Source organism: Vibrio sp. Vb0598, assembly GCF_033338935.1.
In the GTDB taxonomy this organism is placed as follows: domain Bacteria; phylum Pseudomonadota; class Gammaproteobacteria; order Enterobacterales; family Vibrionaceae; genus Vibrio; species Vibrio alginolyticus.
In genome coordinates this window covers 15,377-38,405 of the sequence record NZ_JAWOTP010000031.1, presented here as the reverse complement: position 1 = coordinate 38,405, position 23,029 = coordinate 15,377, and the positions used below count along the sequence as shown (strand labels likewise).

Sequence of the window (23,029 nt, the reverse complement as noted above, 5' to 3'; positions counted from 1 at the left end):
TGGTAGTTCAGTTGGTTAGAATACCGGCCTGTCACGCCGGGGGTCGCGGGTTCGAGTCCCGTCCACTCCGCCACTTAATATCGACAACCTCGCTTATGCGAGGTTTTGTCAAATCTAGAATATGAAAATTCTATAGGGGTGTAGCTCCAATTGGCAGAGCAGCGGATTCCAAATCCGCGTGTTGGGAGTTCGAATCTCTCCACCCCTGCCACATATCAGGCTCTGACTTAGGTCAGAGCCTTTTTTGTATCTGGTTTCTTCTCATTATTACAGCTTATTTCTACTCTTATCCCGTAAGTATGGCTTTCTGCTGTACTTTGGCAGCATTTAATCTACTGAACGAACAAAACTACAGTTAGCTGTAATGATCAGTGGCCCGAAATTTTAATAATAAAGGGGAATCACTATTTATATTTAGTTACACTCAACCGATCTGGATTAATGAGTAACTATGTATGGATATATCTCGTCGACGCTTTCTTCAATCATCCTTAGCAATCTCCGCGCTTGCCGTTCTACCTGCATGTTCTCTATCTAGGAGCACTAATAAGCAGGGGCAATATATATACGATATCACTGCAGAGCCTTCTACTGCAGAATTGGTCCCTGGGTTTAACACAGACGTACTCGCATTTAATGGTTCGATTCCAGCGCCTGTGATTCGTTGTCGCCAAGGCGAGAAAGTTATAATTCGGTTTACTAACAAGCTTTCAGAGCCGACTACAATCCACTGGCATGGCTTGCGAATCCCTATTGAAATGGATGGTGTCCCTTTCTTGAGCCAGCAGCCTATCATGCCAGGTGAAACATTCGTTTATGAATTTACACCACCAGATGCGGGCACATTTTGGTATCACCCACATATGAATAGTGTGAAGCAGCTTGGTATGGGCTTAGTCGGGCTAATTGTCGTTGAAGAGGCAGAGCCGGTTCAGTTTGATGAAGAGCATGAAGTCGTCCTCAAGCATTGGCATTTAGACAAACTAGGTCAGTGGAAGAACCTTATGGTGCCGCGCTTGAGCGCTCGTATGGGGACTCCCGGAGAGTGGAGTAGCGTCAATGGTGTGCATGAACCTGTTTATACGCTGAAGCAGAATGCCACTACGCGATTAAGAATTGCTAATGTCGATAATACCATTACTTACCCGATCGCTATTGAAGGTGCAGAGGCTTGGGTTATTGCTATTGATGGTAATCCTGTTAAAGCGCCTTATAAGCTCACTCAGCACAAAATTGGTCCGGGAATGAGGTTAGATATCGGATTGATTGCTCCGAAGGCTGGAACACGTGTTTATGTGCGTCAAATGAAAGGACGCTTCCCATTCCCTTTGTGCGAGTTTGACGTTGTTGAGTCTGACTTGCCGAGCAACCAGAAACTGCCTTTATTACCTCTCAACCCTGTGCCAGCTCTCGATTTGAAAAATGCAGAGCAAATCGATTATGTGTTTGAGTGGGAGGGGGCGATCACTCCTGCTGATAAATCGGGCAAAGCGATACCTAAGTTCTGGCTGATGAACAAACGGGCTTGGGAGGGAATGAGCAAAGATAATATTCCAGCGCCGCTTTCAACATTGGAGATGGGAAAAACCTATATCTTCAACCTAAAGAACGTCACCCAATATCATCATCCTATTCATCTTCATGGACACACATTTACGGTTCTTGAGTTAGATGGCAAAAAACTCGACGAACCGTTTCATACCGATACGGTCTTGCTTGGAAATAACGGCAGTGCGAAAGCGGCATTTGTTGCAGATAACCCAGGACGTTGGATGTACCATTGTCATGTGATCGAACACATGAAGACGGGTTTGATGGGTTACATCGAAGTAAAGTGACTCCTGTAACTTTTAAAATCTTGATAAGTTTTAAGCGCTATACTTTGCTGAATTCTAAGATTGTATAATCACTATTGCCGTAAATTTGATTACAATGTCGCCATTAACTTTTCTGGGGGAATTATGGGACAACTATCCGTTTTGGGTTTTATTGCATTGGGTGGTGCATTTGGTGCATGTTCTCGTTACTTAATTTCTGAACTTTGTGTCATTTTATTGGGGCGTGGTTTTCCATATGGTACGTTAACCGTTAACGTTGTTGGCTCATTTATGATGGGCTTATTGATAGCAGCTTTCGATAATGAACTTTTGGCAACGGAACCTTGGCGACAAGTGATTGGCTTGGGTTTTTTAGGGGCACTAACGACGTTTTCCACCTTCTCGATGGATAATGTGTTGCTTATGCAGCAGGGCGCTTTCTTTAAGATGGGGTTGAACGTATTGTTGAATGTCGTGTTAAGTATTTCAGCTGCGTGGATAGGCTTTCAATTATTGATGCGCAGCTAGCAAAGTAGTTAAAAGTTGAACAGGTCGGCTTGGTTTCACCAAGCCGTTTTTATATACTGACATCACTTGTCGGAGTGCCATAAGGCTGAGACCGTTAATTCGGGATCCGTTGAACCTGATCAGATTAGAATCTGCGAAGGGAACAAGAGAAGATATTCACACCGGAGTTCTTTCTGGTTGATCTATCAAAAGTCGAATGTTGTTACAGGCAAATATCGTAAGCTTTAACTAGCCTTAATTTGACTCCTCTTGTCGCATCTATCCGCCAAGCATTTTTATCCAATTACTTTTTATCTAGTATAACAAAGCAAGGAAAAATGCTATGTCGAGTCGCAAACAAGCGAGACTGGAAGCAAAACAGTTCATTGATACACTCTCGGTACAACCGTACCCCAATTCAAGCAAAGTCTACGTAGAAGGCTCACGTCCAGATATTCGTGTGCCAATGCGTGAAATATCACTCGCTGATAGCCTTATTGGAGGCACAAAAGAAGCGCCTATTTTCGAGCCTAATGAGCCAGTACGCGTTTACGATACCTCGGGTGTATACACAGATCCAGAGCACACCATAGACCTCTATAGCGGCTTACCTAAGCTGAGAGAAGGGTGGATTGAAGAGCGTGCCGATACTGAGCTACTTGATGAAGTAAGCTCGGTGTACACCAAAGAACGCTTAGAAGACGAAACACTAGACGATCTTCGTTACGGTAATCTACCACGTATTCGACGTGCCAAAGATGGCCATTGTGTGACCCAATTGCACTATGCTCGCAAAGGTATAATAACCCCAGAAATGGAATATATCGCGCTGCGTGAAAACATGGGGCGTGCCAAGTATCGCGATGAAGTGCTGAATCAACAGCATCCGGGTCAAAGCTTTGGTGCGAACCTACCAAAGGACATTACTGCAGAGTTTGTGCGTAAAGAAGTCGCCGAAGGTCGCGCTATTATCCCTTCTAATATCAACCACCCAGAATCCGAACCAATGATCATTGGGCGTAACTTTTTGGTCAAAGTGAACGCCAACATCGGTAACTCATCGGTCACTTCTTCGATTGAAGAAGAAGTAGAGAAACTAGTGTGGGCGACGCGCTGGGGTGGCGATACCGTTATGGATCTCTCTACTGGACGCAATATTCACGAAACTCGCGAGTGGATTCTACGTAACAGTCCGGTTCCGATCGGTACCGTGCCAATGTACCAAGCGCTTGAGAAAGTGAACGGTGTTGCGGAAAACCTTAACTGGGAAGTGATGCGCGATACCCTGATTGAGCAAGCAGAGCAGGGCGTTGACTACTTTACTATCCATGCCGGTTTACTACTTCGTTATGTGCCAATGACTGCAAAACGCGTTACTGGCATCGTCTCTCGTGGTGGTTCTATCATCGCGAAATGGTGTTTAGCGCATCACCAAGAAAGCTTCTTATATACCCACTTCCGAGAGATCTGTGAAATCTGTGCTAAGTACGATGTCGCACTATCTCTTGGTGATGGTCTGCGCCCTGGCTCGGTAGCCGATGCTAACGACGAAGCGCAATTTGCAGAGCTTCGCACTCTTGGTGAGTTGACCAAGATAGCGTGGGAATACGACGTACAGGTGATAATCGAAGGTCCTGGTCATGTTCCAATGCACATGATCAAAGAGAACATGGAAGAGCAGCTAGAGCATTGTCATGAAGCTCCTTTCTACACGCTTGGTCCGCTGACGACAGATGTCGCTCCTGGTTACGACCATATTACTTCAGGTATTGGCGCAGCCATGATTGGTTGGTATGGCTGTGCGATGCTTTGCTACGTCACTCCTAAAGAGCATCTTGGTTTACCAAACAAAGAAGACGTGAAAGTAGGCATGATAACTTACAAGCTTGCTGCGCACGCCGCGGATTTGGCGAAGGGACATCCTGGTGCACAAGTTCGTGATAACGCGCTTTCTAAAGCTCGCTTCGAGTTCCGCTGGGAAGACCAATTCAACTTGTCACTCGATCCAGATACCGCGCGCGCTTTCCATGACGAAACCTTGCCTCAAGAGTCTGGAAAAGTTGCTCACTTCTGTTCGATGTGCGGGCCAAAGTTCTGCTCGATGAAGATCTCGCAAGAGGTTCGAGAATATGCGAAAGACACAGAGCAAGTTGCTGCGGACCAAGCTATCTCAATCAAAATGCTGGATGACCCTCTTGAGGGGATGCGTCAGAAATCGCAAGAATTTAGAGAGTCAGGTTCTGAGCTATACCACCCAGCAGCACATGCCGAGGTGAGTGACTAATGAGCAAAATCCTTATTCCGTCATCGTTGATTGAACTGACAGGTTTAGTTCAGCAATGTTTGTTGTTGGCGAAAGAACAGGGTTTTAGCATTGAAGACATTGAGTTGGGTGTGAGCCCAACTCAATCTATTCAGCTTGTTCGCGGCCAACAGACCACACACATAACGACTGATCTCATTGATGATTATGACTCTGAGAATGAGAGTTCATTTGTGCTCTATTACCGCTCTGCTTTATCGGTAGAAGCGTGTGCTAAGCAACCGTCGAAAGCGATTTATATTGGCATTGCTGATACGCAGGTATCCGATGAAAAGGAGAAAGTGTTTCAGCTTGATATCTGGCGTCACCCAATTAACAACGAAGTGAGAGCGCTTTCCGTTAAGTCCAAATTCAACGCAATGTTCGATCCTGAACATCACCTTGCTTGGATAGTAACGCTGACAGTACTCGATTTTCCTATCGAAGATGCGTTAACACTTGCTCGAGGAATCCTAACTCAACAAGCGAATGTTTCACGTGAAACACTGTTGAATGACAACCTTGGTGAGGGAAGATCTACTCAGTGGGCTGACCAATTTGATGATTTCCCCACACCTGTACTGGAGGATAACCGACTCGATATTCAAGTTGGTTGGTCTGCACAAGGTGAGAGCGTTAGCTTTCCAACTCTAACTAAGCAAAGTCTAGGGCTCTATCCAGTCGTTGATGATGTTGCTTGGATTGAGCGTCTACTGCCATTAGGCATCAACACTATTCAACTGCGAATCAAGAACCCACAACAAGCCGATTTAGAACAACAGATCATTCGAGCAATTGAGCTAGGTCGTCAGTATCAAGCACAAGTGTTCATCAATGACTATTGGCAGTTGGCAATCAAGCATGGCGCTTATGGCGTTCACCTAGGACAAGAAGACATAGAAGAATCGAATTTGGCTCAGATAACTAGAGCCGGCATTCGTCTTGGTCTTTCTACGCATGGTTATTATGAGCTACTGCGCATCGTACAAATTCATCCTAGTTACATCGCGCTAGGGCATATTTTCCCAACCACCACTAAACAGATGCCATCGAAACCACAAGGTTTGGTGCGCTTGGCTCTATATCAAAAGCTGATTGATAGCATTCCTTATACAAATACAGAGGCTGCTTTCCGTCCCGCAAAAGACAAAGCAGGTAGTGACTATGTGCTTGGCTTTCCGACGGTCGCGATTGGTGGCATTGACCAATCTAATGCAGACCAAGTTTGGCACACGGGTGTTTCTAGTTTGGCAGTTGTGCGAGCTATTACGTTGGCAGAATCACCTCAGTCCGTCATCGAGTTCTTCGCACAACTGATGAAGGAAAGACAGCTAACGTTTACTGATCAGAATAGTGAATTGGCGCATAACAAGAGAGGCGAGCATGCTCACGGATAAGCAGTTCCTTCGCTATCAGCGCCAAGTCGCTCTGCCTGAAATTGCCGAAATTGGACAAGAGCGTTTGAGCAAATCGCATGTGCTGATCATCGGTTGTGGTGGGTTAGGAAGTGCTGCGAGTTTGTACTTGGCATCAGCGGGTGTTGGTAAATTGGTTGTGGTTGATGACGATGAAGTTGATAGCAGTAACCTACAACGTCAGATCATTTATCGTGAACAAGACCTCCAAGTTGCGAAAACAAAAGCAACTGCAAAGCAACTGACTGAACTTAATTCTATGGTTCAAATTCGTGCTCTCAATAAGCGATTGGACAAAGCACAGCTTCAGCTTGAGGTGATGCTAGCGGATGTGGTGCTTGACTGCACCGATAACATGCCAACGCGCCAGCTCATTAACCAAGTTTGTTTCGAGCAAAATACACCGCTCATCTCGGCGGCGGCAATTGGTTGGCAAGGGCAATTCGCTGTCTTTGATTATCAAACACCAAGTGAACAAGAAGCGCAGAGTAAAGCCTGTTACCGCTGTTTGTATCCGTTTGACGAATTACCGCAAACGCAAAAGTGCAGTGAGAGCGGTGTCGTCGGTCCGGTGGTGGGCACACTTGGCAACTACCAAGCGATAGCGGCAATTCAAAAACTGGCGACGGGAAAGTTTCATGTCGAGACTGCCAAGTTACACCTGTTCGATGGATTGAAGCTGCAATGGCAAACCATGGCGATAAGTAAAGATAAACAGTGCCAAGTGTGTGCTCAGATTTAGTTTATGAGTAATGGGCAGAATTAAGAGAGTTGGAAGCAATGACGTTATCAGAACAACAAACAACACAAATGACAGCTGCTGACTTAGATGTGATCACTATTGTCATCAATGACCAGTCACATCAAGTTGCCAGTGAGTCAAATCTGCAGCAAATCATTAGTCAATTTGCGCTGCCTGAAATGGGCTGTGTTTTTGCAATTAATAACAATGTTGTGCCGCGCAGTGAGTGGGCTAGCACAGTTCTTTCACAGGGAGATAGCATCTCTTTGTTTCAAGCGATCGCGGGGGGTTAAAGTCGATGCTTAAAATTGGTGATAAAGAATTCGAATCAAGACTGTTCACGGGAACAGGGAAGTTTGCCAACAGTCGATTAATGGCAGAAGCGATTCAAGTATCGGGTTCTCAACTTGCGACCATGGCGTTGAAGCGTGTGGATGTGAATGACCAACAAGACGATATTTTGCTGCCGCTAGTAAAAGCGGGGGTGAACTTATTGCCAAACACATCAGGAGCAAAGAATGCTAAAGATGCTGTGTTTGCTGCACAACTGGCGCGAGAAGCGTTGGGTACTAACTGGCTAAAACTGGAAATTCATCCAGACCCGAAGTACTTGATGCCCGATCCAATTGAGACACTTGCAGCCGCTGAGCAACTGGTTCGTGAAGGCTTCATCGTCCTTCCTTACTGCCATGCTGACCCGGTTCTGTGTAAACGATTGGAAGAAGTGGGTTGTGCAGCGGTCATGCCATTAGGTGCGCCGATCGGTTCTAACAAAGGGATAGTTTCTCACGATTTCCTAGAGATCATCATCGACCAAGCTAATGTTCCTGTCGTTGTTGATGCGGGTATTGGTGCTCCTTCACATGCCGCGCGTGCGATGGAAATGGGCGCGGATGCCGTGCTCGTCAATACAGCGATTGCAGCTTCGAGCGATCCCGTTGCGATGGCGAAGGCATTTAAGTTGGCGGTAGAGTCCGGGCGTATGGCTTATGAAGCTGGACTTGCCGGTAAGGTTTCTCATGCGGTTGCGTCGAGTCCACTGACGTCATTCCTAGATGATCTTTAGTCTTAGATTAGTTTAGCTATTAAGCGAGGAAAACATGAGCTTCGTTGAACAATTTAAGCAGCTGAATTGGGATGACATTTCAATGTCGATCTACGCGAAAACGGCACAAGATGTCGAGCGAGCATTGAATAAACCCAAGCGTGATTTGGAAGACTTTAAAGCGCTAATTTCACCAGCGGCTGAAGCGTACTTAGAGCAAATGGCGCAGCTGTCATATTCGGCAACTCGTAAGCGCTTTGGTAATACCATGTCGCTTTACATTCCATTATACCTCTCTAACTTGTGTGCCAATGCTTGTACTTATTGTGGCTTCTCGATGGAGAACAGAATCAAGCGTCGTACTTTGAATAGGGACGAAGTGGCTGCAGAAGTTGAAGCCATTAAACGCATGAAGTTTGATAGCGTATTGCTGGTGACTGGTGAACACGAAACCAAAGTGGGCATGAAATACTTTCGCGAAATGGTGCCGATGATTAAGCAACGTTTTAACTATTTGGCGATGGAAGTGCAGCCACTTGATCAAGACGAATACGCTGAGCTCAAGACATTGGGTTTAGATGCGGTGATGGTTTATCAAGAAACGTATCATCCTTCGACGTATGCCGAGCACCATTTGCGTGGCAATAAGGTGGATTTTGAATACCGATTGGATACACCCGATCGTCTTGCAAAGGCGGGCATCGATAAGATCGGTATTGGTGCTTTAATAGGGTTGGAAGAGTGGCGAACAGATTGTTTTTATGTGGCAGCGCATTTGGACTATCTTGAGCGCACATATTGGCAGACTCGTTACTCAATTTCTTTCCCACGTTTACGTCCTTGTAAGGGCGCGCTCCAACCCAAATCAGTCATGACGGATAAACAGCTTGTGCAGTTGATTTGCGCTTATCGCTTGTTGAATCCAGAAGTGGAGTTGTCATTATCGACTCGTGAATCACCAAAGTTCAGAGACAATGTATTACCGTTAGGCATCACCAGTATGTCTGCTGCATCTAAAACTCAGCCGGGTGGATATGCGATGGATGATGTTGAACTCGAGCAGTTTGAGATCAGTGATGAGCGAAGTGCGGGTTCTGTGGAAGATATGATTCGAGCCAAAGGCTTTGACCCTGTATGGCGAGATTGGCACTCAGCGTATTCTGGTTAATCAGCAAATAAAGCTACTGGTCATCGTTATGTTTCACGTGAAACATAAGTAAAGAAAAGAGGGTTGATGCAAAACATCAACCCTCTACTTTTTTCTAGCTTCTAGCTTCTAGCTTCTAGCTTCTAGCTGTGTGCTACAGGTAGCGTTGCTTGACGAAGCCACTCTTTCACATCACCTTCAACAAGTGGGCTGATCTCATCCCATACCTTCTGATGGTAATCATTCAACCATGCAAGCTCTGGACGAGTTAGCATATCAACATTGATGTTGCGCTTGTCGATTGGACAGCGTGTTAGCGACTCAAATGACAGAACAGGGAAGTCACCGTTTGTTGCGGTTTCAACAACAAGCTCTAGGTTTTCAATACGGATACCAAACGCATCTGCACGGTAGTAGCCTGGCTCGTTTGATAGCACCATACCTTCTGTTAGAGGCACGTCGATTTGCTTCTTCGAAATGCTTGCTGGACCTTCATGAACACTTAGGAAGTGACCAACACCGTGACCAGTACCGTGATCGTAATCGTAGCCTTCCGCCCATAGGTGCTGACGAGCTAGCGTATCGATTTGGTAACCACGTGTGCCTTTCGGGAAACGTGCACGAGCAACACCGATGTGACCTTTTAGCGCAAGAGTGAACTGTTTAATCATCTCTTGTGAAGGCTGACCGATCGCAATGGTACGCGTGATGTCTGTCGTGCCATCTAGGTACTGACCGCCTGAATCCACTAGGTAAAGTGTGTTCAGTTCTAGCTTGCCAGGTTCAGGTTGGTTCTCGTGGTTGTAGTGACACATCGCCGCGTTGCCACCTGCTGCCGAGATAGTATCGAAGCTAAGATCCATAAGTGTCGGGTCTTCGCTACGGAACGCTTCCAGTTTGTCTGCCAGCGTCGCTTCATCATGCAGGTTACCAGCAGCGACTTCAGCATCTAACCAAGACAGGAACTTACTCATCGCTACGCCATCGCGGATATGACATGCTTTCATGCCTGCGATTTCAACTGCGTTCTTTGCTGCTTTTGGCATTAGGCATGGATCAGCTTTACTCACCACAGATGCGCCAGCGTTTTGTAGAACCAGCTTAAACCACGCGTTACTTGTCGCAGGGTCAACCAGTACATTCTTGCCAGTTAGGTTTTCTAGTCGTGCTTGCAATGCTTCTGGGTGATGAACCGTCACGCCGGCACCAACATGAGCGTCAAACTCAGCAGGTAGGCGAGCAGGATCTAGGAAGTATTCCACGCTTGAGTCTGAGTGCAGAATCGCGTGAGAAAGCAGAACTGGTAGACGTGAGACATCTAGACCACGAACGTTGAGCAACCAACAGATAGAATCAAGTGCTGTGATCACTGCGCTGTCTGCACCGGCTTTTTTCACGAGCTCTGCGATTTCTTGGCGTTTGCTTTCACTTGATTGTCCAACTGTTTCTGTTGCCATTAGGCGAACATCAGAAACCACAGGAGCAGGGCGGTCGTGCCACAGTTCATCAATTGGGTTGCTATCGAGAATCTTAAGCTCAAGGGCACCTGCAAGTTTTGCTTGTGCCATGTCTAGCCAAGCAGCGTTGTGCATGCGAGGGTCGATTGCCACAGACGCGCCATTTGCAAGATGGTCTTTAATCCAATCTAGTGCAGGCTCTTCAATCAAGTGACGGTATTCGAATAGATCAGCAGGAACCTGCTTTGTTACTTGTACTGTGTAGCGACCATCAACAAAGATAGCGGCTTTGTCTTTGGTGATTACCGCAGCACCAGCAGAACCGGTAAAGCCAGTTAGCCAATGTAAACGCTCGTTGTGCGCTGGTACGTATTCACCCAAGTACTCGTCTTCATGAGGGACAAGTAGGGCATCAATATTATGTTGTGCTAGCCATTCGCGAATTGCATTCACGCGGCTTTGGGTATCGTTGTGCATCTGTGTTATTCCTTCAAATTACCGCTCCTTCATGCTCAGGTGTGGGAGCTGTTTCCATCTGCTTCATGCAGTTTACGATTCCATTGAGGTTCGCAATCACTTCAATAGAGTCGGAGTACAACTAGGCCATAGATGAGCCAAAAAGGACTACGACAGTTAAGCTACTCATTTTAGCCGCTAAGCGCAAATTGAGCGCGGTGTTTTTATCTAAGGTGATCGGTTTTTTGTGTGATCATCGTACGTAGCCAGCCTAATGCAGGGTCGTTTTCTCTGTCTCGGTGCCAGAATAAAGTGTAAGCCATAGGTGGGAATTCTAACGGTAGTGGCAGCACGACCAAATCAAGCTGTTTGGCCGCAAGTTGCACAAAATGACTTGGCGCAGTAAAGATAAAGTCGGTGTATGAACATAAACTTGCGGCACTGTTAAAGTCGGGCACAGTGACGGCAATATCGCGGTCGGCGCCAATATCTGCAAGGCGATAATCCAGCAACCAACGGTCGTTGCCATCACAACGTACTTGTACATGGCGTAGGGCGAGATAGGCTTCCAGATTCCAAGGTTGTTTTAGCGCAGGGTGGTTTTTGCGAATAATGCACATTTGGTAATCACGATAAATTTCCAACTCGCAAATGTCATCGGGTGGTTGAAGAGTCAGCTTGGCATCGTTTATATCGATATCTTTTCCAGTTAAGCCTAAATCCAGTTCGCCGCGTTGAAGCATTTTAAATGTATTATCCGACCACGGGTGTGTGCTAATTGTCACGCCAGGTGCTTGTTGAAAAATCGCCGGTAAGAAATGGGGTAGAATGAGAGGGTAGACACTCTCTACCGCTGCTATTTGAAAACGGTATTCACTGCTTTGCGGAGAAAACTCTTCGGGTTGAGTCAGCACTTCTAACTGATTTATCAACAGATCCAGTTTCGGTTTAAGAAACAATGCGCGCGGCGTAGGTGTTAATCCATGTGAGTTTCGAGTGAAAAGAGGGTCATCAAATTGAATGCGCAGTTTAGCCAGTGATTTACTTACGGCAGATTGGCTTAAGCACAATCGGTGGGCCGCACGAGTAACGTTTAACTCTTCAATCAGCACTTTAAAGCAGACCAATAGATTTAAATCGATACGAGCCAGTTTTTCGACATTCACAATGAATTTCCTCTGAGGAATAATGCTCATGATTATACATCATTTCCATTCATATCATCAGATGATTAAGCTTTACCCAAAGTTCTTTATCCAATTCGGAGTGTTGTGTGTCTAGCCAGTTTTCTAATAGTAAAAAACAGATGGCGTTATTGACCCTTTTGGTTCTTTTTAGTCCTTTAGCGATTGATATTTATCTACCTGCTTTACCTCTTATTGCTTCCACTTTTCAGGTCGATAATGCGCTAGCACAAGACACGATCACTTGGTTCTTATTTGCTATGGGTGTTGGTCAGCTATTCGCAGGTCCCCTAGCAGATAAACTCGGACGTCGAACTGTTGCATTGGGCGGTATCACCATTTACGCGATGAGCGCTTTATTGGCGTGGAGTGCTCAAAATATTGAGTGGATGTTGGTTTCCCGACTGCTACAAGGCTTAGGTGCGTGTGCGACATCGGTAGCAGCCTTTGCAACAGTTCGCGATATCTTTGGCCCGGAAAAAAGCGGCAAAATGATCAGCTACCTTAACGGTGCGATTTGTTTCATTCCTGCTTTAGCTCCAATTCTAGGTAGCTGGTTAACTCAGCAATTTGACTGGCGTGCTAACTTTAGCTTTATGGCGGGTTTTGCTGTGGTGTCTGGATCATTGATGTTTTTCATGATGAAAGAGACTAACCCGTCAACAGAAAAGCAAGCCGTGTTTAAGCTTAGTCGGTATTGGGCAGTGCTTAGCACACCATCTTTTGTTTTCCATGCGTCATTATGCTTGATGGCGATGGCGGTTATTCTTGCTTACGTTACCTCCGCACCGTCGGTATTGATGACGGGGATGGGGCTGTCGATGAATGAATTCACTTTCTGGTTTGGTGTGAATGCGGTGATAAACATTGCGGCATGTATGCTGGCGCCTAAGTTTATGGAGCGCGTTGGAACTCACAACACCTTGATCACCGGGATCTCAACTCTGGGTCTCGCAGGTGTGATCATGCTAGTGATGAATGGTCAGAATACCGCGCTTTCTTTCATGTTACCTATCTTTATGTCTTCTGTAGGTTTTGCATTCATTCTGGGTGCAGCGGCAGGGAAAGCGTTAGAACCGTTTGGTGATAAGGCGGGCACGGCAGCTGCACTGCTTGGATTGTTCCAAATGAGTGGCTCTGGTTTGTTGGTGGGTACACTGCAACGCTTATCTCTGGATCCACAAACCTTGATCGCAATTCATATGTGGGTCCTATTACCTGCGTTGGTCGTTCTGTTTACAAAAGCAGGGAAGAACTGGCACTCGAGCTTTGCGAAAGCGTAAATCAGTGTAATTTAGTATTTTCCAATGTAAGTAAGGCGTGTATATTTGTCACTCAGACTTTTCCTGACACCATAACGGAACTCAAAAAGTAATGTCGTTAACCACGTATGAAATGGCTCGTATTCTAGAGCAAATGGAAGATTCACCAGAAAAGGTGATGTTTGGCAAGTTGCTTAATGAGCTGGGTAATCAAAGCTCCGAGCGTATTCGTAGTGCGGCGAAACAAGTACCTCTGCCAATTTTGCGTGATATCGTGTACCAATTTCAGCAAGTGATTGAGTCACGCAAAGATGAACAAGTCGAGCAGATGGCAAAAGACCTCGCTCAGCAAGGTATCTCAGCAGAAGAGCTACTGGCTTACTTGAATAAATAATAAAAAATCCCCGCATGATGCGGGGATTTTTTTAGCTCGTCATTTTCTTTTTCAGGATGTGGTCCAAAGACAGCGGTCCTGGCCCCCATACGATTACGATAAGAATCATCAATCCCCAAAGTTGGTGGTCATAAAAACCTTTCTCCCACAACAGTGGGTAAGAGATCACTGCGATGATGTTGAACACAAACAGCATTGCTGCCATCGGGCGGGTAATCAATCCCAGTGCCAAGAACACCGGTAGAACCAACTCCGCAGCCGTACCTAAATAAGCCGCCAATTCCCATGGCAAGATTGGCACTTGGTATTCCAGCTCAAATAAGTACAGCGTGCTATCCCAAGATGAGATTTTGATTAGTCCTGAATTGAAGAACACCCAGGCTACCCACAAGCGACAAAAGAGAAGTAGTAAAGGGACAAAGCCAGCTTGTAGGGTACTGATTAAATCGTCGTACCGATTCACTAAGTTTTTAACCGTATCCGTCATAGAGTGCTCCTTAGATTGATTGCAATGTAAAGCCGTCAACAATATCGAGTGCCATGATGCGATTGAGATGAGCGAGTAAAACTTCAGGTATTTCGCTCAAACTCTGCTTCTGCTCTAAACATTGCAGCAGTTGGAACACATCGGCATCGAGTGCGTGACACAAGGCTTCTCCATTGGCTTGAATCGAGATGACACCTTGCTGTAATTGGTTGATATTAAGTTGTTCGAATTGCCCAGTTTGAATCGCACTAAATAGATCGAATACTGCGTAATTGGAGTCAAAGCTGCGGCAGCCCTTTTTAAGGTGTAAGACTAAAGCGGGTTGTTGCTCTTCACTCACTTCGCCAAGTAACGCAAGCGGTTTTAATTCCGCTGCATTGGATTGCTCATACTGTGCTTGACGAGCTAGGTCGATATGCCACTCGAAGCGTGCGACTTCAGGGCTGTAAGGTGCTTGTGCGATCACCTGACTAAACTGCATGATGGTGTCTTGAAAGCCTTCGCCATAATGCACCACATTTCCTTCTTTTAATGGGTAAGAAAGAACATGCTGGCGAGCTATCTGTTCAAAGCATTCTTCACCAAGCAGCGCTTCAACCATCGGGTAGGTCGCGGACAACACTTCGCTTAAGCTGACGATAAAGTTATTGCGGTAAATTTGTATGCGTTCATCAGCGGTAAACTCATCACTGGCAATATCGCAGTCTTCACCGAGCGCTTGATAGTGCAGGGCTTTAGCAAACTGGCTTTGTAAGGTGGCTAGATTCATGATGCCTTCCTTGGTTCGCTTTGTTCACTTGGAAGTGTGCCTTGCAACAGCAGTTGCGATGCTTTCTGCGCTTCTCCTAATAAGACTTCTGGCGCGGGGATATCCAAATCCCATTCAATCAACGTATGACGTGGACCGTGTTTTTTTGTCCACTGCGCGAACAGTTGCCAAACTTCATCACTAACTGGGCGGCTATGGGTATCAATCCATATCTCACCTTTGTCGAGTTGTTTGATGGTAAAACCTGCCAAGTGAATCTCATCCACTTTGTCGGCTGGAATCGCATCTAGGTATGTGTCGCAATCAAAACCGTGGTTGAACGCCGAAACATAAACATTGTTTAGATCGAGCAATAAACGACAGTCAGTGCGCTTTTGCACTTCGGTAAGAAACTCCCATTCGCTGATGGTCGAATGTTGAAACTTCACATAACTAGATGGGTTCTCTATCAAGATCTCGCGTTGCAAATATTCCTGCACTTCATTCACGTTACGAGTGAACACGTTGAGCGCTTCTTCCGTATACGGAAGTGGAAGCAGGTCATTAAAGTAGTGACCGCCGTTTTCACTCCAACTTAAATGGTCAGAAACAAGAATTGGGTCGATTGAGTCAATCAGTGATTTAAGTTGCGCAAGATGCTTTTGACTAACACGTTCCACCGAACCTAGCGACAAACCAATACCGTGGCAGCTAATTTGATATTGCTCGCGAAGCGTTTGTAGCTGATGGCGCTCTGTTGCATTGGGTTGGAAATAGTTTTCACTGTGGATTTCTAACCAAGACAACTCAGGCTGGGATTGGCTAAAGTAATCGAGGTGAGGGGTTCTTAATCCAACTCCAACAAGGTCGTGGAAGGTGTGGTGTTTCACGTGAAACTCCTTTTCAAATCGTGCGGGAAGAGAAGGATGCGTCTTGGCTTTGCGTTGGTTGAGCGTCAACGCATCCTCACAATAGCTAGCGATAAAAGATTATGAAGAAGAAGTGCTACCGCCAGCGAGTTTGTCACAAAGACCTTTTGGTACGACTACGAATGCGTCTTTTTGGTTATCTTCTTTAGAAGTACCAGCGCATGAGCTGCTTTTTGTTGCACAGTCGTTTTTACCTGCTTTAGAAACGCCATAGCACTTTTCTTTTTCAGCAGCGACAGCTGGAGCTGCAGTTAGCATTGTGCCACCAAGAGCTAGAAGACCAGTAACAGCAGCAGTAACAGCTAGATTCGACTTTTTCATAATAAATTCCTCTGAATGATTTCCTTTACTTTAAGTTGGCAAGATGAATCGCCTGTTTTGGCGTTTTTGTTATCAACTTGCTTAACTTAAAAGATAGGAAACTGGCTAAAAAACTTTCAGAAAAATTTCTGAAGTAAATGGGTTTGTAGGGTCAAATAGATATAACTAATTGATGTATTGGGCAAAAAAACATCGATTTTTTTATCAAGTTTTGTCTAAACAGCACCCGGTTGTTTAGGTTATAATCGGTTTTTATGTATAAATAACCAGTAGCTCTCATCATGATGGATCCATCTCTATTACTCGACGGTTTGAACGATAAACAACGTGAAGCCGTTGCAGCACCTCTAGAAAACTTGCTCGTTCTTGCTGGCGCAGGAAGTGGTAAGACACGCGTTCTTGTTCACCGTATCGCTTGGCTGATGTCGGTCGAGCAAGCTTCTCCGTTTTCAATCATGTCGGTAACCTTTACCAATAAGGCGGCGGCAGAGATGCGTGGACGTATCGAAGAGCTAATGATGGGCAGTGCAGGCGGTATGTGGAATGGTACTTTCCACGGCATTTGTCACCGTATTCTGCGAGCACACTATCTTGATGCGAAGCTACCGGAAGATTTCCAAATCATTGACAGTGACGACCAGCAGCGTCTGCTAAAGCGTTTGATCAAAGCGCAAAACCTCGATGAGAAGCAATGGCCTGCACGCCAAGTGGCATGGTGGATTAACGGTAAGAAAGACGAAGGTCTGCGTCCGTCGCACATTGATGCGTACCATGATCCAGTAACCAAGACATATCTGCAGTTGTACACCGCTTACCAAGAAGCGTGTGATCGTGCTGGTTTAGTCGATTTTGCGGAAATCTTGCTGCGCGCACATGAGCTACTGCGTGATAACAAGTTCGTCCGTGAACACTACCAAGCACGCTTTAAGCATATCTTGGTGGACGAGTTCCAAGATACCAACAACATTCAATATGCTTGGCTACGTATGATGGCGGGTCCTGAGTGTCACGTGATGATCGTAGGTGATGACGACCAGTCGATTTATGGTTGGCGTGGTGCAAAAGTCGAGAATATTGAGAAGTTTACGCTCGAATTCCCAAGCGTAAATACCATTCGTCTTGAGCAAAACTACCGTTCAACCAAGACCATTCTGGAAGCATCTAACACCCTGATTGCGAATAACACCGAGCGTATGGGTAAAGAGTTGTGGACGGATGGCGTGGTCGGTGAGCCTATCTCGGTTTACAGCGCTTACAACGAATTAGATGAAGCCCGTTTTGCGGTGAACAAAATCAAAGAGTGGCAAGACAAGGGCGGTGCTCTGAATGACGCTGCGATGCTTTACCGTAACAACGCCCAGTCGCGTGTTCTGGAAGAAGCGTTAATTCAAGCCGGTCTGCCTTATCGTATCTATGGCGGCATGCGATTCTTCGAACGTCAGGAAATCAAAGATGCCTTGAGCTACATGCGTCTGATTGCCAACCGTAACGATGATGCGGCGTTTGAACGTGTGGTGAATACGCCAACGCGTGGTTTGGGCGATAAGACGCTTGAAACCATCCGTTTTGCGGCTCGTGACCGTGGTTGCACTATGTGGGAAGCGAGTGTGGCAATGTTGGACGAGAAGGTGCTTGCTGGTCGCGCTGCTGGTGCTCTGAGCCGTTTTATCGAGCTTGTCACCGCGCTAGAAGACGACACCTTAGAGATGCCGCTGCATCACCAAACTGACCATGTAATTAAATACTCGGGCTTGTTCGCGATGTACGAGCAAGAGAAGGGCGAAAAGTCTAAGGCACGTATTGAGAACTTGGAGGAATTGGTGACCGCAACTCGCCAATTTGAGAAACCAGAAGAAGCCGAAGACATGTCACTGCTGACGGCATTCCTAACCCACGCAGCACTAGAAGCGGGCGAAGGACAAGCGGACGAATTTGAAGATGCGGTTCAGCTCATGACATTACACAGTGCGAAAGGTCTAGAGTTCCCATTGGTGTTTATGGTCGGTGTGGAAGAAGGCATGTTCCCAAGCCAAATGTCGGCAGAAGAAGCAGGGCGCTTAGAAGAAGAACGCCGTCTGTGTTACGTAGGCATGACCCGTGCAATGCAGAAACTGTACATCACTTATGCTGAAATGCGTCGTTTGTACGGTCAGGATAAATACCATAAACCGTCTCGCTTTATCCGTGAACTGCCAGAAACTTGTTTAGATGAAGTACGAATGAAGGCGCAAGTTAGCCGTCCTTCAAGCAGTGGTCGATTTAGCCAAACTGTTGTGAAAGAGAGCTTTAATGAAACCGGCTTTACGCTAGGTTCTCGTGTGATGCATCCAAAGTTTGGTGAAGGCACCATCATCAACTTCGAAGGCAGTGGTCCACAAAGCCGTGTACAGATTGCCTTTAACGGTGAAGGCATCAAATGGTTGGTAACTGCTTACGCACGACTAGAGAAACTGTAAGGCTTGACCAAAACTCATACCAATCGTAGTAAATAACTGGTCATTCTAGCTTGTTAAAATACTCGATAACTGCGTTGCAATTTTTGATTGTAGAATAACTACTTATCGAAAAATTGCGCCTTGTTCTCAAGCATTTTCCCTACGCTATTTCTGATCACTTATTTACTGTGATTGGTATCATCAACTTAAGAGCTGCTTCGGCGGCTCTTTTTGTTTGTGCGGTTTTGGCGTCGATAAAGCAGTAAAAAAATGGAATTCGAAAGCGCGATTTAACGGTGCAGATGAGAAAAACTTTAGGCAAAGAAAAACCCCGAGGGCTTGCGCCCATCGGGGTTATAGTCTTACTCGCAGCAATCCAGCTACTAAGAGTGCTCCATGCATCTAATCCATGATAGTGTGCTGAATCCGTCAGCTTAATCCTTACGTCGCCTTCCTAGCGGTGTCCTTAATGACCTTATCCTGGTCTGCTAACTATCCTCGTTAGCTCTCATCACTTGTTCCCTGAGCGGTGTCCCTGACATCATCCTGATGTTCAAATCCTTGCCTCGTCCAGAGGTGTCCATTTCCCGTCCTTAGTAGCAACCATCCTAGTCACTATTGATTCCGTTCAATGTCCAATTTTGCAATCCATGCCCGACTATTCATCCTGAATAACCGTTTCTTCTTCCTGAAGTTCACCAAGTCCGTGGTGTTTCCTGTTCCGTGTCAGCATCCTTCCGACAGGTTTAATATTACGTGTTTAACGATTTCCAACAACGGGCTAATCTCACATTTTTTAACTCTCTTAGCGTTCAAAAAAGATACATGAGTATTAAATTCAATGGCTTATGCTCTTTTCTGTACGGTTTTACCATTAAAAAAGAGAGGTTTGCTCAACCCTTTGTGAGAGATCTCGCACAAGGGGTCGAGCGAAAGACTCTTACTGCCCGATAGCGGCACCTTCACGTCTTGGATCCGCAGCGCCTTCAAGACCGTCTTTTGTTATTCGTATCGCATGCAGACCAGAGTTCAAATCCCGAACATCGGTTTTAAAGCCCATCTTCTCCAGAGCAGGCTGTAAGCCCTCTGCGGCGGTACCTTGCTCAATATCTAAGGTGCCAAAACGGTTCAGCAATCGTGGCTGATTAATCGCGCTTTGGATGTCCATATCCCATTGCGTGTGGGCGATAATGGCTTGTGCGACGTAACCAATAATGCGGCTGCCACCCGGTGAGCCAATTGCCATGTAAGGTTTGTCATCCTTCATCATAATGGTTGGTGCCATGGATGAACGTGGGCGTTTTCCCGGTTCTAAGCGGTTCGCGATTGGCACACCATCTTGATGCGTGCGGAAAGAGAAATCGGTCAGTTCGTTATTGAGCAAGAAGCCGCGTACCATCAAGCGTGAGCCAAAGGCGTTCTCAATGGTTGTTGTCATTGAAACCACATTGCCTTGCTTATCGACGATATTGAAATGGCTGGTGGAAGGCAGCTCGATCGATTGGTCCATGCTTAAGTTCATGGCGTGCGACCAAGGAGGATTACCGGCTTCAGCCTTACTCAAGGCTTTACCGACTTGAATGAGCTCAGCACGTTGTTTGAGGTAATCTTTATCAAGCAAGCCTTCGGTTGGCATTGGCACATAATCTTGGTCAGCCATGTATTTACCACGATCCGCGAACGCAAGGCGCGATGCATCGGCGATCACTTGCCATGATTTTGCGCTTTCGGCTCCCCAACCTTTAAGATCGTATTGCTCGGTGATCGCGAGAATCTGTCCAACCGTCAATGCGCCAGAGCTAGGTGGTCCCATGCCGCAGATGTCATAGCTTTGGTAAGCCGCACAAACCGGTTCACGTTGCTTGATTTGGAACGCATCAAAGTCAGGTTGTGCCAATACGCCAGGATTGCCCGGTGCATTCTGTACGGTCTTGATGATGTCTGTAGCGATATCGCCTTGATAGAAAGCTTTTGCCCCTTGCTCTGCAATTGCCGTCAGAGTTTGCGCGTATTCAGGGTTCTTCAACAACGTGCCTTCGGTTTTTGGTGAGCCGTCTGGATTGAAGAAGTAAGCCTTAGTTGCAGGGAAGCGTGATAGGCGCTTAGCATCTTTCTCAATCAGACTCGCGAGGCGAGGACTGACTTCGAAACCTTGCTCAGCCAAGGTAATCACGGGTTGGATGATCTTCTTCCATTCCAACTTGCCGTATTTCTGGTGCGTGTCCCACAGCAGTTTCACTGTACCAGGAGTGGCAACGGAGCGCCCGCCGACAACCGCATCGTAAAATTGTAGGGGTTGTCCTTTTTCGTCTAAAAAGAGTTTCGGCGTCGCGGCGAGCGGTGCGGTTTCGCGTCCATCATACGTAGTTAGTTTTTGTTTCTCACTGTCCCAATACACTAAGAAGGCGCCACCACCAATACCTGATGATTGCGGTTCTACCAAGCCCAGCATCAGCTGCACGGCAACCATAGCATCAATAGCATTACCACCTTGGGCAATAACATCCGCACCAGCTTGGGTTGCAATTGGGTTAGCAGCGGTAACCATATAATCTTTCGCTTTGATCAATTGTTTTTGCTCGAAGCCAGTACTGTGCTCCGGTGCAACCGCATCTGCTGCTTGGTTAGCAAAGGCTGAGGTAGATAAGACGAGTGGGGAAGTAAGAAAAAGACCCGTGGTCACGAGTCGGTTGAACGTCCAATGCATGATGACTCTCCATGTTGCCAGTTTTGTGCTTTGAGCTTGGCAGTTATGGAGAGTCACGTCGAGTCAGCAATCTTAGAAATGTCGATTGTGCTACGCTTTTAAATCAGTACTTTATCCGATAAAAGTATTGATAGTTTGGTATAGAATACTGCCGCCCACTAGAGTAAATACCACGCCGCATAGACCGTCGATGTAGATACCCGCTTGTTGCAATTTACGCTGTAAGCGCTGTGTCGACAGCATCCATGCAAGGCTAGAGAACCAGAATAGCGACAAGCCAAACAGGATGACCAAGGCAATACCTTTGCCAGTAATCGACATACCTGCTGGGACTAAACTCGACATCAAACTGACAAAGAACACCAGGGCTTTTGGGTTAAGAATGTTGGTCGCAAACCCTTTAGCAAACGCTTGACGCTTATTGCTGATCACTAGGTTATTTTGCTTCTTAGGTTGATCCGTCTGTGGTTTTTGGATCATCGAGATCACGGCACGCAATGCGCCAATTCCCAAGTAGAGCAGGTAACTACCACCGAGCAGTTGTACCACGGAATACAGCACTGGGTGCTGGTGGACGACAAAACTCACACCTGTCAGGCTGAACAAAGAGTGCAGCAAAATACCGACGGACAATCCCAACGCAATGTACAAGCCAGTTTGACGACCATGACGCGTCGCATTTTGTACGACCAGCGCAAAGTCCGGACCTGGACTCATTAGGGCAATAAAGTGAATGCTGGCGAGTGTCAGCAATATGGTGGATTCATTCATAACACATCTCAAATTTAACCAATGCGGCTATTGTCGTGGTAAGTCACCTGTGGCGCTTGTAAAAAACTGACAGCTTTCTCGGTAAATGAAATTAACGAGCCACTTGAGAAGGGGAAACGCCGTAGGTCTGTTTAAACGCTTTGCTGAAATGCGCTTGATCATAGAAACCGATTTGATGAGCGACGTCGGTACCACATTGACCAGCTTGCAGTAACTTCATGCCTTGTTCAAGGCGCAGGCGTGCGAACCATGCATAAGGCGTCATGCCAGTTTGCGCTTTAAAGTGGCGCTGGAACTGAGTTGGGCTCAGTTGGCACAGCTCTGAAAGTGAATCCAAACGCACCGCTTGGTCAAGGTTCGCCATTAGATAATCTTTTAACGTCCCAAGCGATTGGTTTCCTAGCGGCACCACTTTTTGTCGCTCAAGCGATCCGTAGCGATCAAAAAGTTGGTTAAATCCTTCAAAAGGAAGGCAATCTTTGGTGAGTTGGCTGAGGTTTTCACGACGAAGCAGCCCGTGCAAGTTACTAAGTTGTGAAAATATCTGCGGATCCGAGATGATCAGTTCGTTGAAGTGTATTATTTGACCGTTTTGCTTAAGATCAGCCAGATCGCTCAATAGATGAGGTTCGATCGCAAACACATTTACTTCGTAGCCACTCTCGAGCTTAGATTGCCCGTCGTGCAGCTCATCCGGCGGCATAATCACAATTTGCCCGTGACCAACTTGGTGGCTGTTACCTTGGTATTGGAACTTCTGCGCACCATGCGTGATCAGGCCGAGATGAAAATCCAGATGGTAATGCCTTTGAAAAGCAAATTTCTGGTATTTCGCCTCTATTAGACTCAAGTTGTCATGGTCGGTTGCGTAGTACTGAATATGTTCCATTAAATAAAAAAGCT

Annotated in this window: 20 protein-coding genes, 1 tRNA gene and 1 riboswitch; of the genes, 12 read left to right on the top strand and 9 right to left on the bottom strand. The window is 46.3% G+C overall.

Annotated features, from left to right (window positions below; translation table 11 throughout):
- Window positions 1-134: 134 nt before the first annotated feature.
- From R7Q38_RS21680 to thiH, 9 genes are all read left to right on the top strand, one after another.
- Window positions 135-211: transfer RNA gene (locus R7Q38_RS21680), tRNA-Trp, on the top strand.
- Window positions 212-455: 244 nt separating this feature from the next.
- Window positions 456-1,838: a multicopper oxidase family protein gene (locus R7Q38_RS21675; RefSeq protein ID WP_213886957.1), complete on the top strand. Its 1,383-nt coding sequence runs from the start codon at window positions 456-458 to the stop codon at window positions 1,836-1,838.
- Window positions 1,839-1,961: 123 nt separating this feature from the next.
- A complete protein-coding gene (crcB, locus tag R7Q38_RS21670) occupies window positions 1,962-2,345 on the top strand; it encodes a fluoride efflux transporter CrcB (protein WP_005378811.1) in 384 nt (127 codons plus the stop codon).
- Window positions 2,346-2,405: 60 nt separating this feature from the next.
- Window positions 2,406-2,504, top strand: a riboswitch (TPP riboswitch).
- Window positions 2,505-2,667: 163 nt separating this feature from the next.
- Entirely contained in the window at window positions 2,668-4,608 is a 1,941-nt protein-coding gene (gene thiC, locus R7Q38_RS21665; protein ID WP_005378810.1) for a phosphomethylpyrimidine synthase ThiC, read from the top strand.
- Complete coding sequence (locus R7Q38_RS21660) at window positions 4,608-6,023, top strand: thiamine phosphate synthase (protein WP_239938878.1); 1,416 nt, start codon at window positions 4,608-4,610, stop codon at window positions 6,021-6,023. The genes thiC and R7Q38_RS21660 overlap by 1 nt, the downstream gene beginning before the upstream one ends.
- Window positions 6,010-6,783, top strand: a complete 774-nt coding sequence (locus R7Q38_RS21655) for a HesA/MoeB/ThiF family protein (RefSeq protein ID WP_239938876.1) — start codon at window positions 6,010-6,012, stop codon at window positions 6,781-6,783. The genes R7Q38_RS21660 and R7Q38_RS21655 overlap by 14 nt, the downstream gene beginning before the upstream one ends.
- A gap of 38 nt (window positions 6,784-6,821) precedes the next feature.
- On the top strand, window positions 6,822-7,076 hold the full coding sequence (gene thiS, locus R7Q38_RS21650; RefSeq protein ID WP_005378804.1) for a sulfur carrier protein ThiS: 255 nt from the start codon (window positions 6,822-6,824) through the stop codon (window positions 7,074-7,076).
- Window positions 7,077-7,081: 5 nt separating this feature from the next.
- A complete protein-coding gene (locus R7Q38_RS21645) occupies window positions 7,082-7,849 on the top strand; it encodes a thiazole synthase (RefSeq protein ID WP_239938875.1) in 768 nt (255 codons plus the stop codon).
- Between the two features lie 34 nt (window positions 7,850-7,883).
- Window positions 7,884-8,996 (top strand): 2-iminoacetate synthase ThiH, encoded by a 1,113-nt coding sequence (gene thiH, locus R7Q38_RS21640; RefSeq protein ID WP_239932478.1) that lies wholly within the window; start codon window positions 7,884-7,886, stop codon window positions 8,994-8,996.
- A gap of 122 nt (window positions 8,997-9,118) precedes the next feature.
- On the opposite strand, the gene R7Q38_RS21635 is transcribed toward thiH, so the two are convergent.
- Together R7Q38_RS21635 and R7Q38_RS21630 are read right to left on the bottom strand one after the other, a co-directional pair.
- Window positions 9,119-10,909, bottom strand: coding sequence for an aminopeptidase P family protein (locus R7Q38_RS21635; protein ID WP_239938873.1), 1,791 nt, complete (start codon window positions 10,907-10,909; stop codon window positions 9,119-9,121).
- 203 nt (window positions 10,910-11,112) lie between these two features.
- Window positions 11,113-12,054, bottom strand: a complete 942-nt coding sequence (locus tag R7Q38_RS21630; RefSeq protein WP_005378791.1) for a LysR family transcriptional regulator — start codon at window positions 12,052-12,054, stop codon at window positions 11,113-11,115.
- Between the two features lie 107 nt (window positions 12,055-12,161).
- Between R7Q38_RS21630 and R7Q38_RS21625 the strand changes: the two genes are divergently transcribed.
- Entirely contained in the window at window positions 12,162-13,355 is a 1,194-nt protein-coding gene (locus R7Q38_RS21625; RefSeq protein ID WP_225474233.1) for a multidrug effflux MFS transporter, read from the top strand.
- A 91-nt stretch (window positions 13,356-13,446) separates the two neighbouring features.
- Window positions 13,447-13,728 carry a hypothetical protein gene (locus tag R7Q38_RS21620; RefSeq protein ID WP_005378786.1) on the top strand — a complete coding sequence of 94 codons (282 nt, stop codon included), beginning with the start codon at window positions 13,447-13,449 and terminating at the stop codon, window positions 13,726-13,728.
- A 31-nt stretch (window positions 13,729-13,759) separates the two neighbouring features.
- On the opposite strand, the gene R7Q38_RS21615 is transcribed toward R7Q38_RS21620, so the two are convergent.
- From R7Q38_RS21615 to R7Q38_RS21600, 4 genes are all read right to left on the bottom strand, one after another.
- Complete coding sequence (locus tag R7Q38_RS21615; protein ID WP_005378784.1) at window positions 13,760-14,215, bottom strand: DoxX family protein; 456 nt, start codon at window positions 14,213-14,215, stop codon at window positions 13,760-13,762.
- Window positions 14,216-14,225: 10 nt separating this feature from the next.
- Window positions 14,226-14,984: a DNA-binding domain-containing protein gene (locus R7Q38_RS21610; RefSeq protein ID WP_005378782.1), complete on the bottom strand. Its 759-nt coding sequence runs from the start codon at window positions 14,982-14,984 to the stop codon at window positions 14,226-14,228.
- The gene (locus R7Q38_RS21605; protein WP_005378781.1) at window positions 14,981-15,853 is read right to left on the bottom strand and encodes a DUF692 domain-containing protein; all 873 of its coding nucleotides are present in this window, start codon (window positions 15,851-15,853) and stop codon (window positions 14,981-14,983) included. Before R7Q38_RS21605 ends, R7Q38_RS21610 begins: the two co-directional genes overlap by 4 nt.
- Before the next feature lie 99 nt (window positions 15,854-15,952).
- Window positions 15,953-16,213, bottom strand: a complete 261-nt coding sequence (locus tag R7Q38_RS21600) for a DUF2282 domain-containing protein (protein ID WP_005378779.1) — start codon at window positions 16,211-16,213, stop codon at window positions 15,953-15,955.
- 281 nt (window positions 16,214-16,494) lie between these two features.
- Between R7Q38_RS21600 and uvrD the strand changes: the two genes are divergently transcribed.
- Window positions 16,495-18,669 (top strand): DNA helicase II, encoded by a 2,175-nt coding sequence (gene uvrD, locus R7Q38_RS21595; RefSeq protein ID WP_005378778.1) that lies wholly within the window; start codon window positions 16,495-16,497, stop codon window positions 18,667-18,669.
- A gap of 919 nt (window positions 18,670-19,588) precedes the next feature.
- On the opposite strand, the gene ggt is transcribed toward uvrD, so the two are convergent.
- The 3 genes from ggt to R7Q38_RS21580 form a co-directional block, all read right to left on the bottom strand.
- The gene (gene ggt, locus R7Q38_RS21590) at window positions 19,589-21,355 is read right to left on the bottom strand and encodes a gamma-glutamyltransferase (RefSeq protein WP_005382919.1); all 1,767 of its coding nucleotides are present in this window, start codon (window positions 21,353-21,355) and stop codon (window positions 19,589-19,591) included.
- Between the two features lie 111 nt (window positions 21,356-21,466).
- Window positions 21,467-22,126 carry a LysE family translocator gene (locus R7Q38_RS21585; protein WP_005382916.1) on the bottom strand — a complete coding sequence of 220 codons (660 nt, stop codon included), beginning with the start codon at window positions 22,124-22,126 and terminating at the stop codon, window positions 21,467-21,469.
- 91 nt (window positions 22,127-22,217) lie between these two features.
- The gene (locus R7Q38_RS21580) at window positions 22,218-23,015 is read right to left on the bottom strand and encodes an AraC family transcriptional regulator (protein WP_005382915.1); all 798 of its coding nucleotides are present in this window, start codon (window positions 23,013-23,015) and stop codon (window positions 22,218-22,220) included.
- Window positions 23,016-23,029 lie beyond the last annotated feature (14 nt).

Bases quoted from the DNA above. Each gene is read 5' to 3' on its own strand.
- R7Q38_RS21675 (WP_213886957.1), top strand. From the start codon at position 456: ATGGATATATCTCGTCGACGCTTTCTTCAATCATCCTTAGCAATCTCC.
- crcB (WP_005378811.1), top strand. From the start codon at position 1,962: ATGGGACAACTATCCGTTTTGGGTTTTATTGCATTGGGTGGTGCATTT.
- thiC (WP_005378810.1), top strand. From the start codon at position 2,668: ATGTCGAGTCGCAAACAAGCGAGACTGGAAGCAAAACAGTTCATTGAT.
- R7Q38_RS21660 (WP_239938878.1), top strand. From the start codon at position 4,608: ATGAGCAAAATCCTTATTCCGTCATCGTTGATTGAACTGACAGGTTTA.
- R7Q38_RS21655 (WP_239938876.1), top strand. From the start codon at position 6,010: ATGCTCACGGATAAGCAGTTCCTTCGCTATCAGCGCCAAGTCGCTCTG.
- thiS (WP_005378804.1), top strand. From the start codon at position 6,822: ATGACGTTATCAGAACAACAAACAACACAAATGACAGCTGCTGACTTA.
- R7Q38_RS21645 (WP_239938875.1), top strand. From the start codon at position 7,082: ATGCTTAAAATTGGTGATAAAGAATTCGAATCAAGACTGTTCACGGGA.
- thiH (WP_239932478.1), top strand. From the start codon at position 7,884: ATGAGCTTCGTTGAACAATTTAAGCAGCTGAATTGGGATGACATTTCA.
- R7Q38_RS21635 (WP_239938873.1), bottom strand. From the start codon at position 10,909: ATGCACAACGATACCCAAAGCCGCGTGAATGCAATTCGCGAATGGCTA.
- R7Q38_RS21620 (WP_005378786.1), top strand. From the start codon at position 13,447: ATGTCGTTAACCACGTATGAAATGGCTCGTATTCTAGAGCAAATGGAA.
- R7Q38_RS21615 (WP_005378784.1), bottom strand. From the start codon at position 14,215: ATGACGGATACGGTTAAAAACTTAGTGAATCGGTACGACGATTTAATC.
- R7Q38_RS21610 (WP_005378782.1), bottom strand. From the start codon at position 14,984: ATGAATCTAGCCACCTTACAAAGCCAGTTTGCTAAAGCCCTGCACTAT.
- R7Q38_RS21600 (WP_005378779.1), bottom strand. From the start codon at position 16,213: ATGAAAAAGTCGAATCTAGCTGTTACTGCTGCTGTTACTGGTCTTCTA.
- uvrD (WP_005378778.1), top strand. From the start codon at position 16,495: ATGATGGATCCATCTCTATTACTCGACGGTTTGAACGATAAACAACGT.
- ggt (WP_005382919.1), bottom strand. From the start codon at position 21,355: ATGCATTGGACGTTCAACCGACTCGTGACCACGGGTCTTTTTCTTACT.
- R7Q38_RS21585 (WP_005382916.1), bottom strand. From the start codon at position 22,126: ATGAATGAATCCACCATATTGCTGACACTCGCCAGCATTCACTTTATT.
- R7Q38_RS21580 (WP_005382915.1), bottom strand. From the start codon at position 23,015: ATGGAACATATTCAGTACTACGCAACCGACCATGACAACTTGAGTCTA.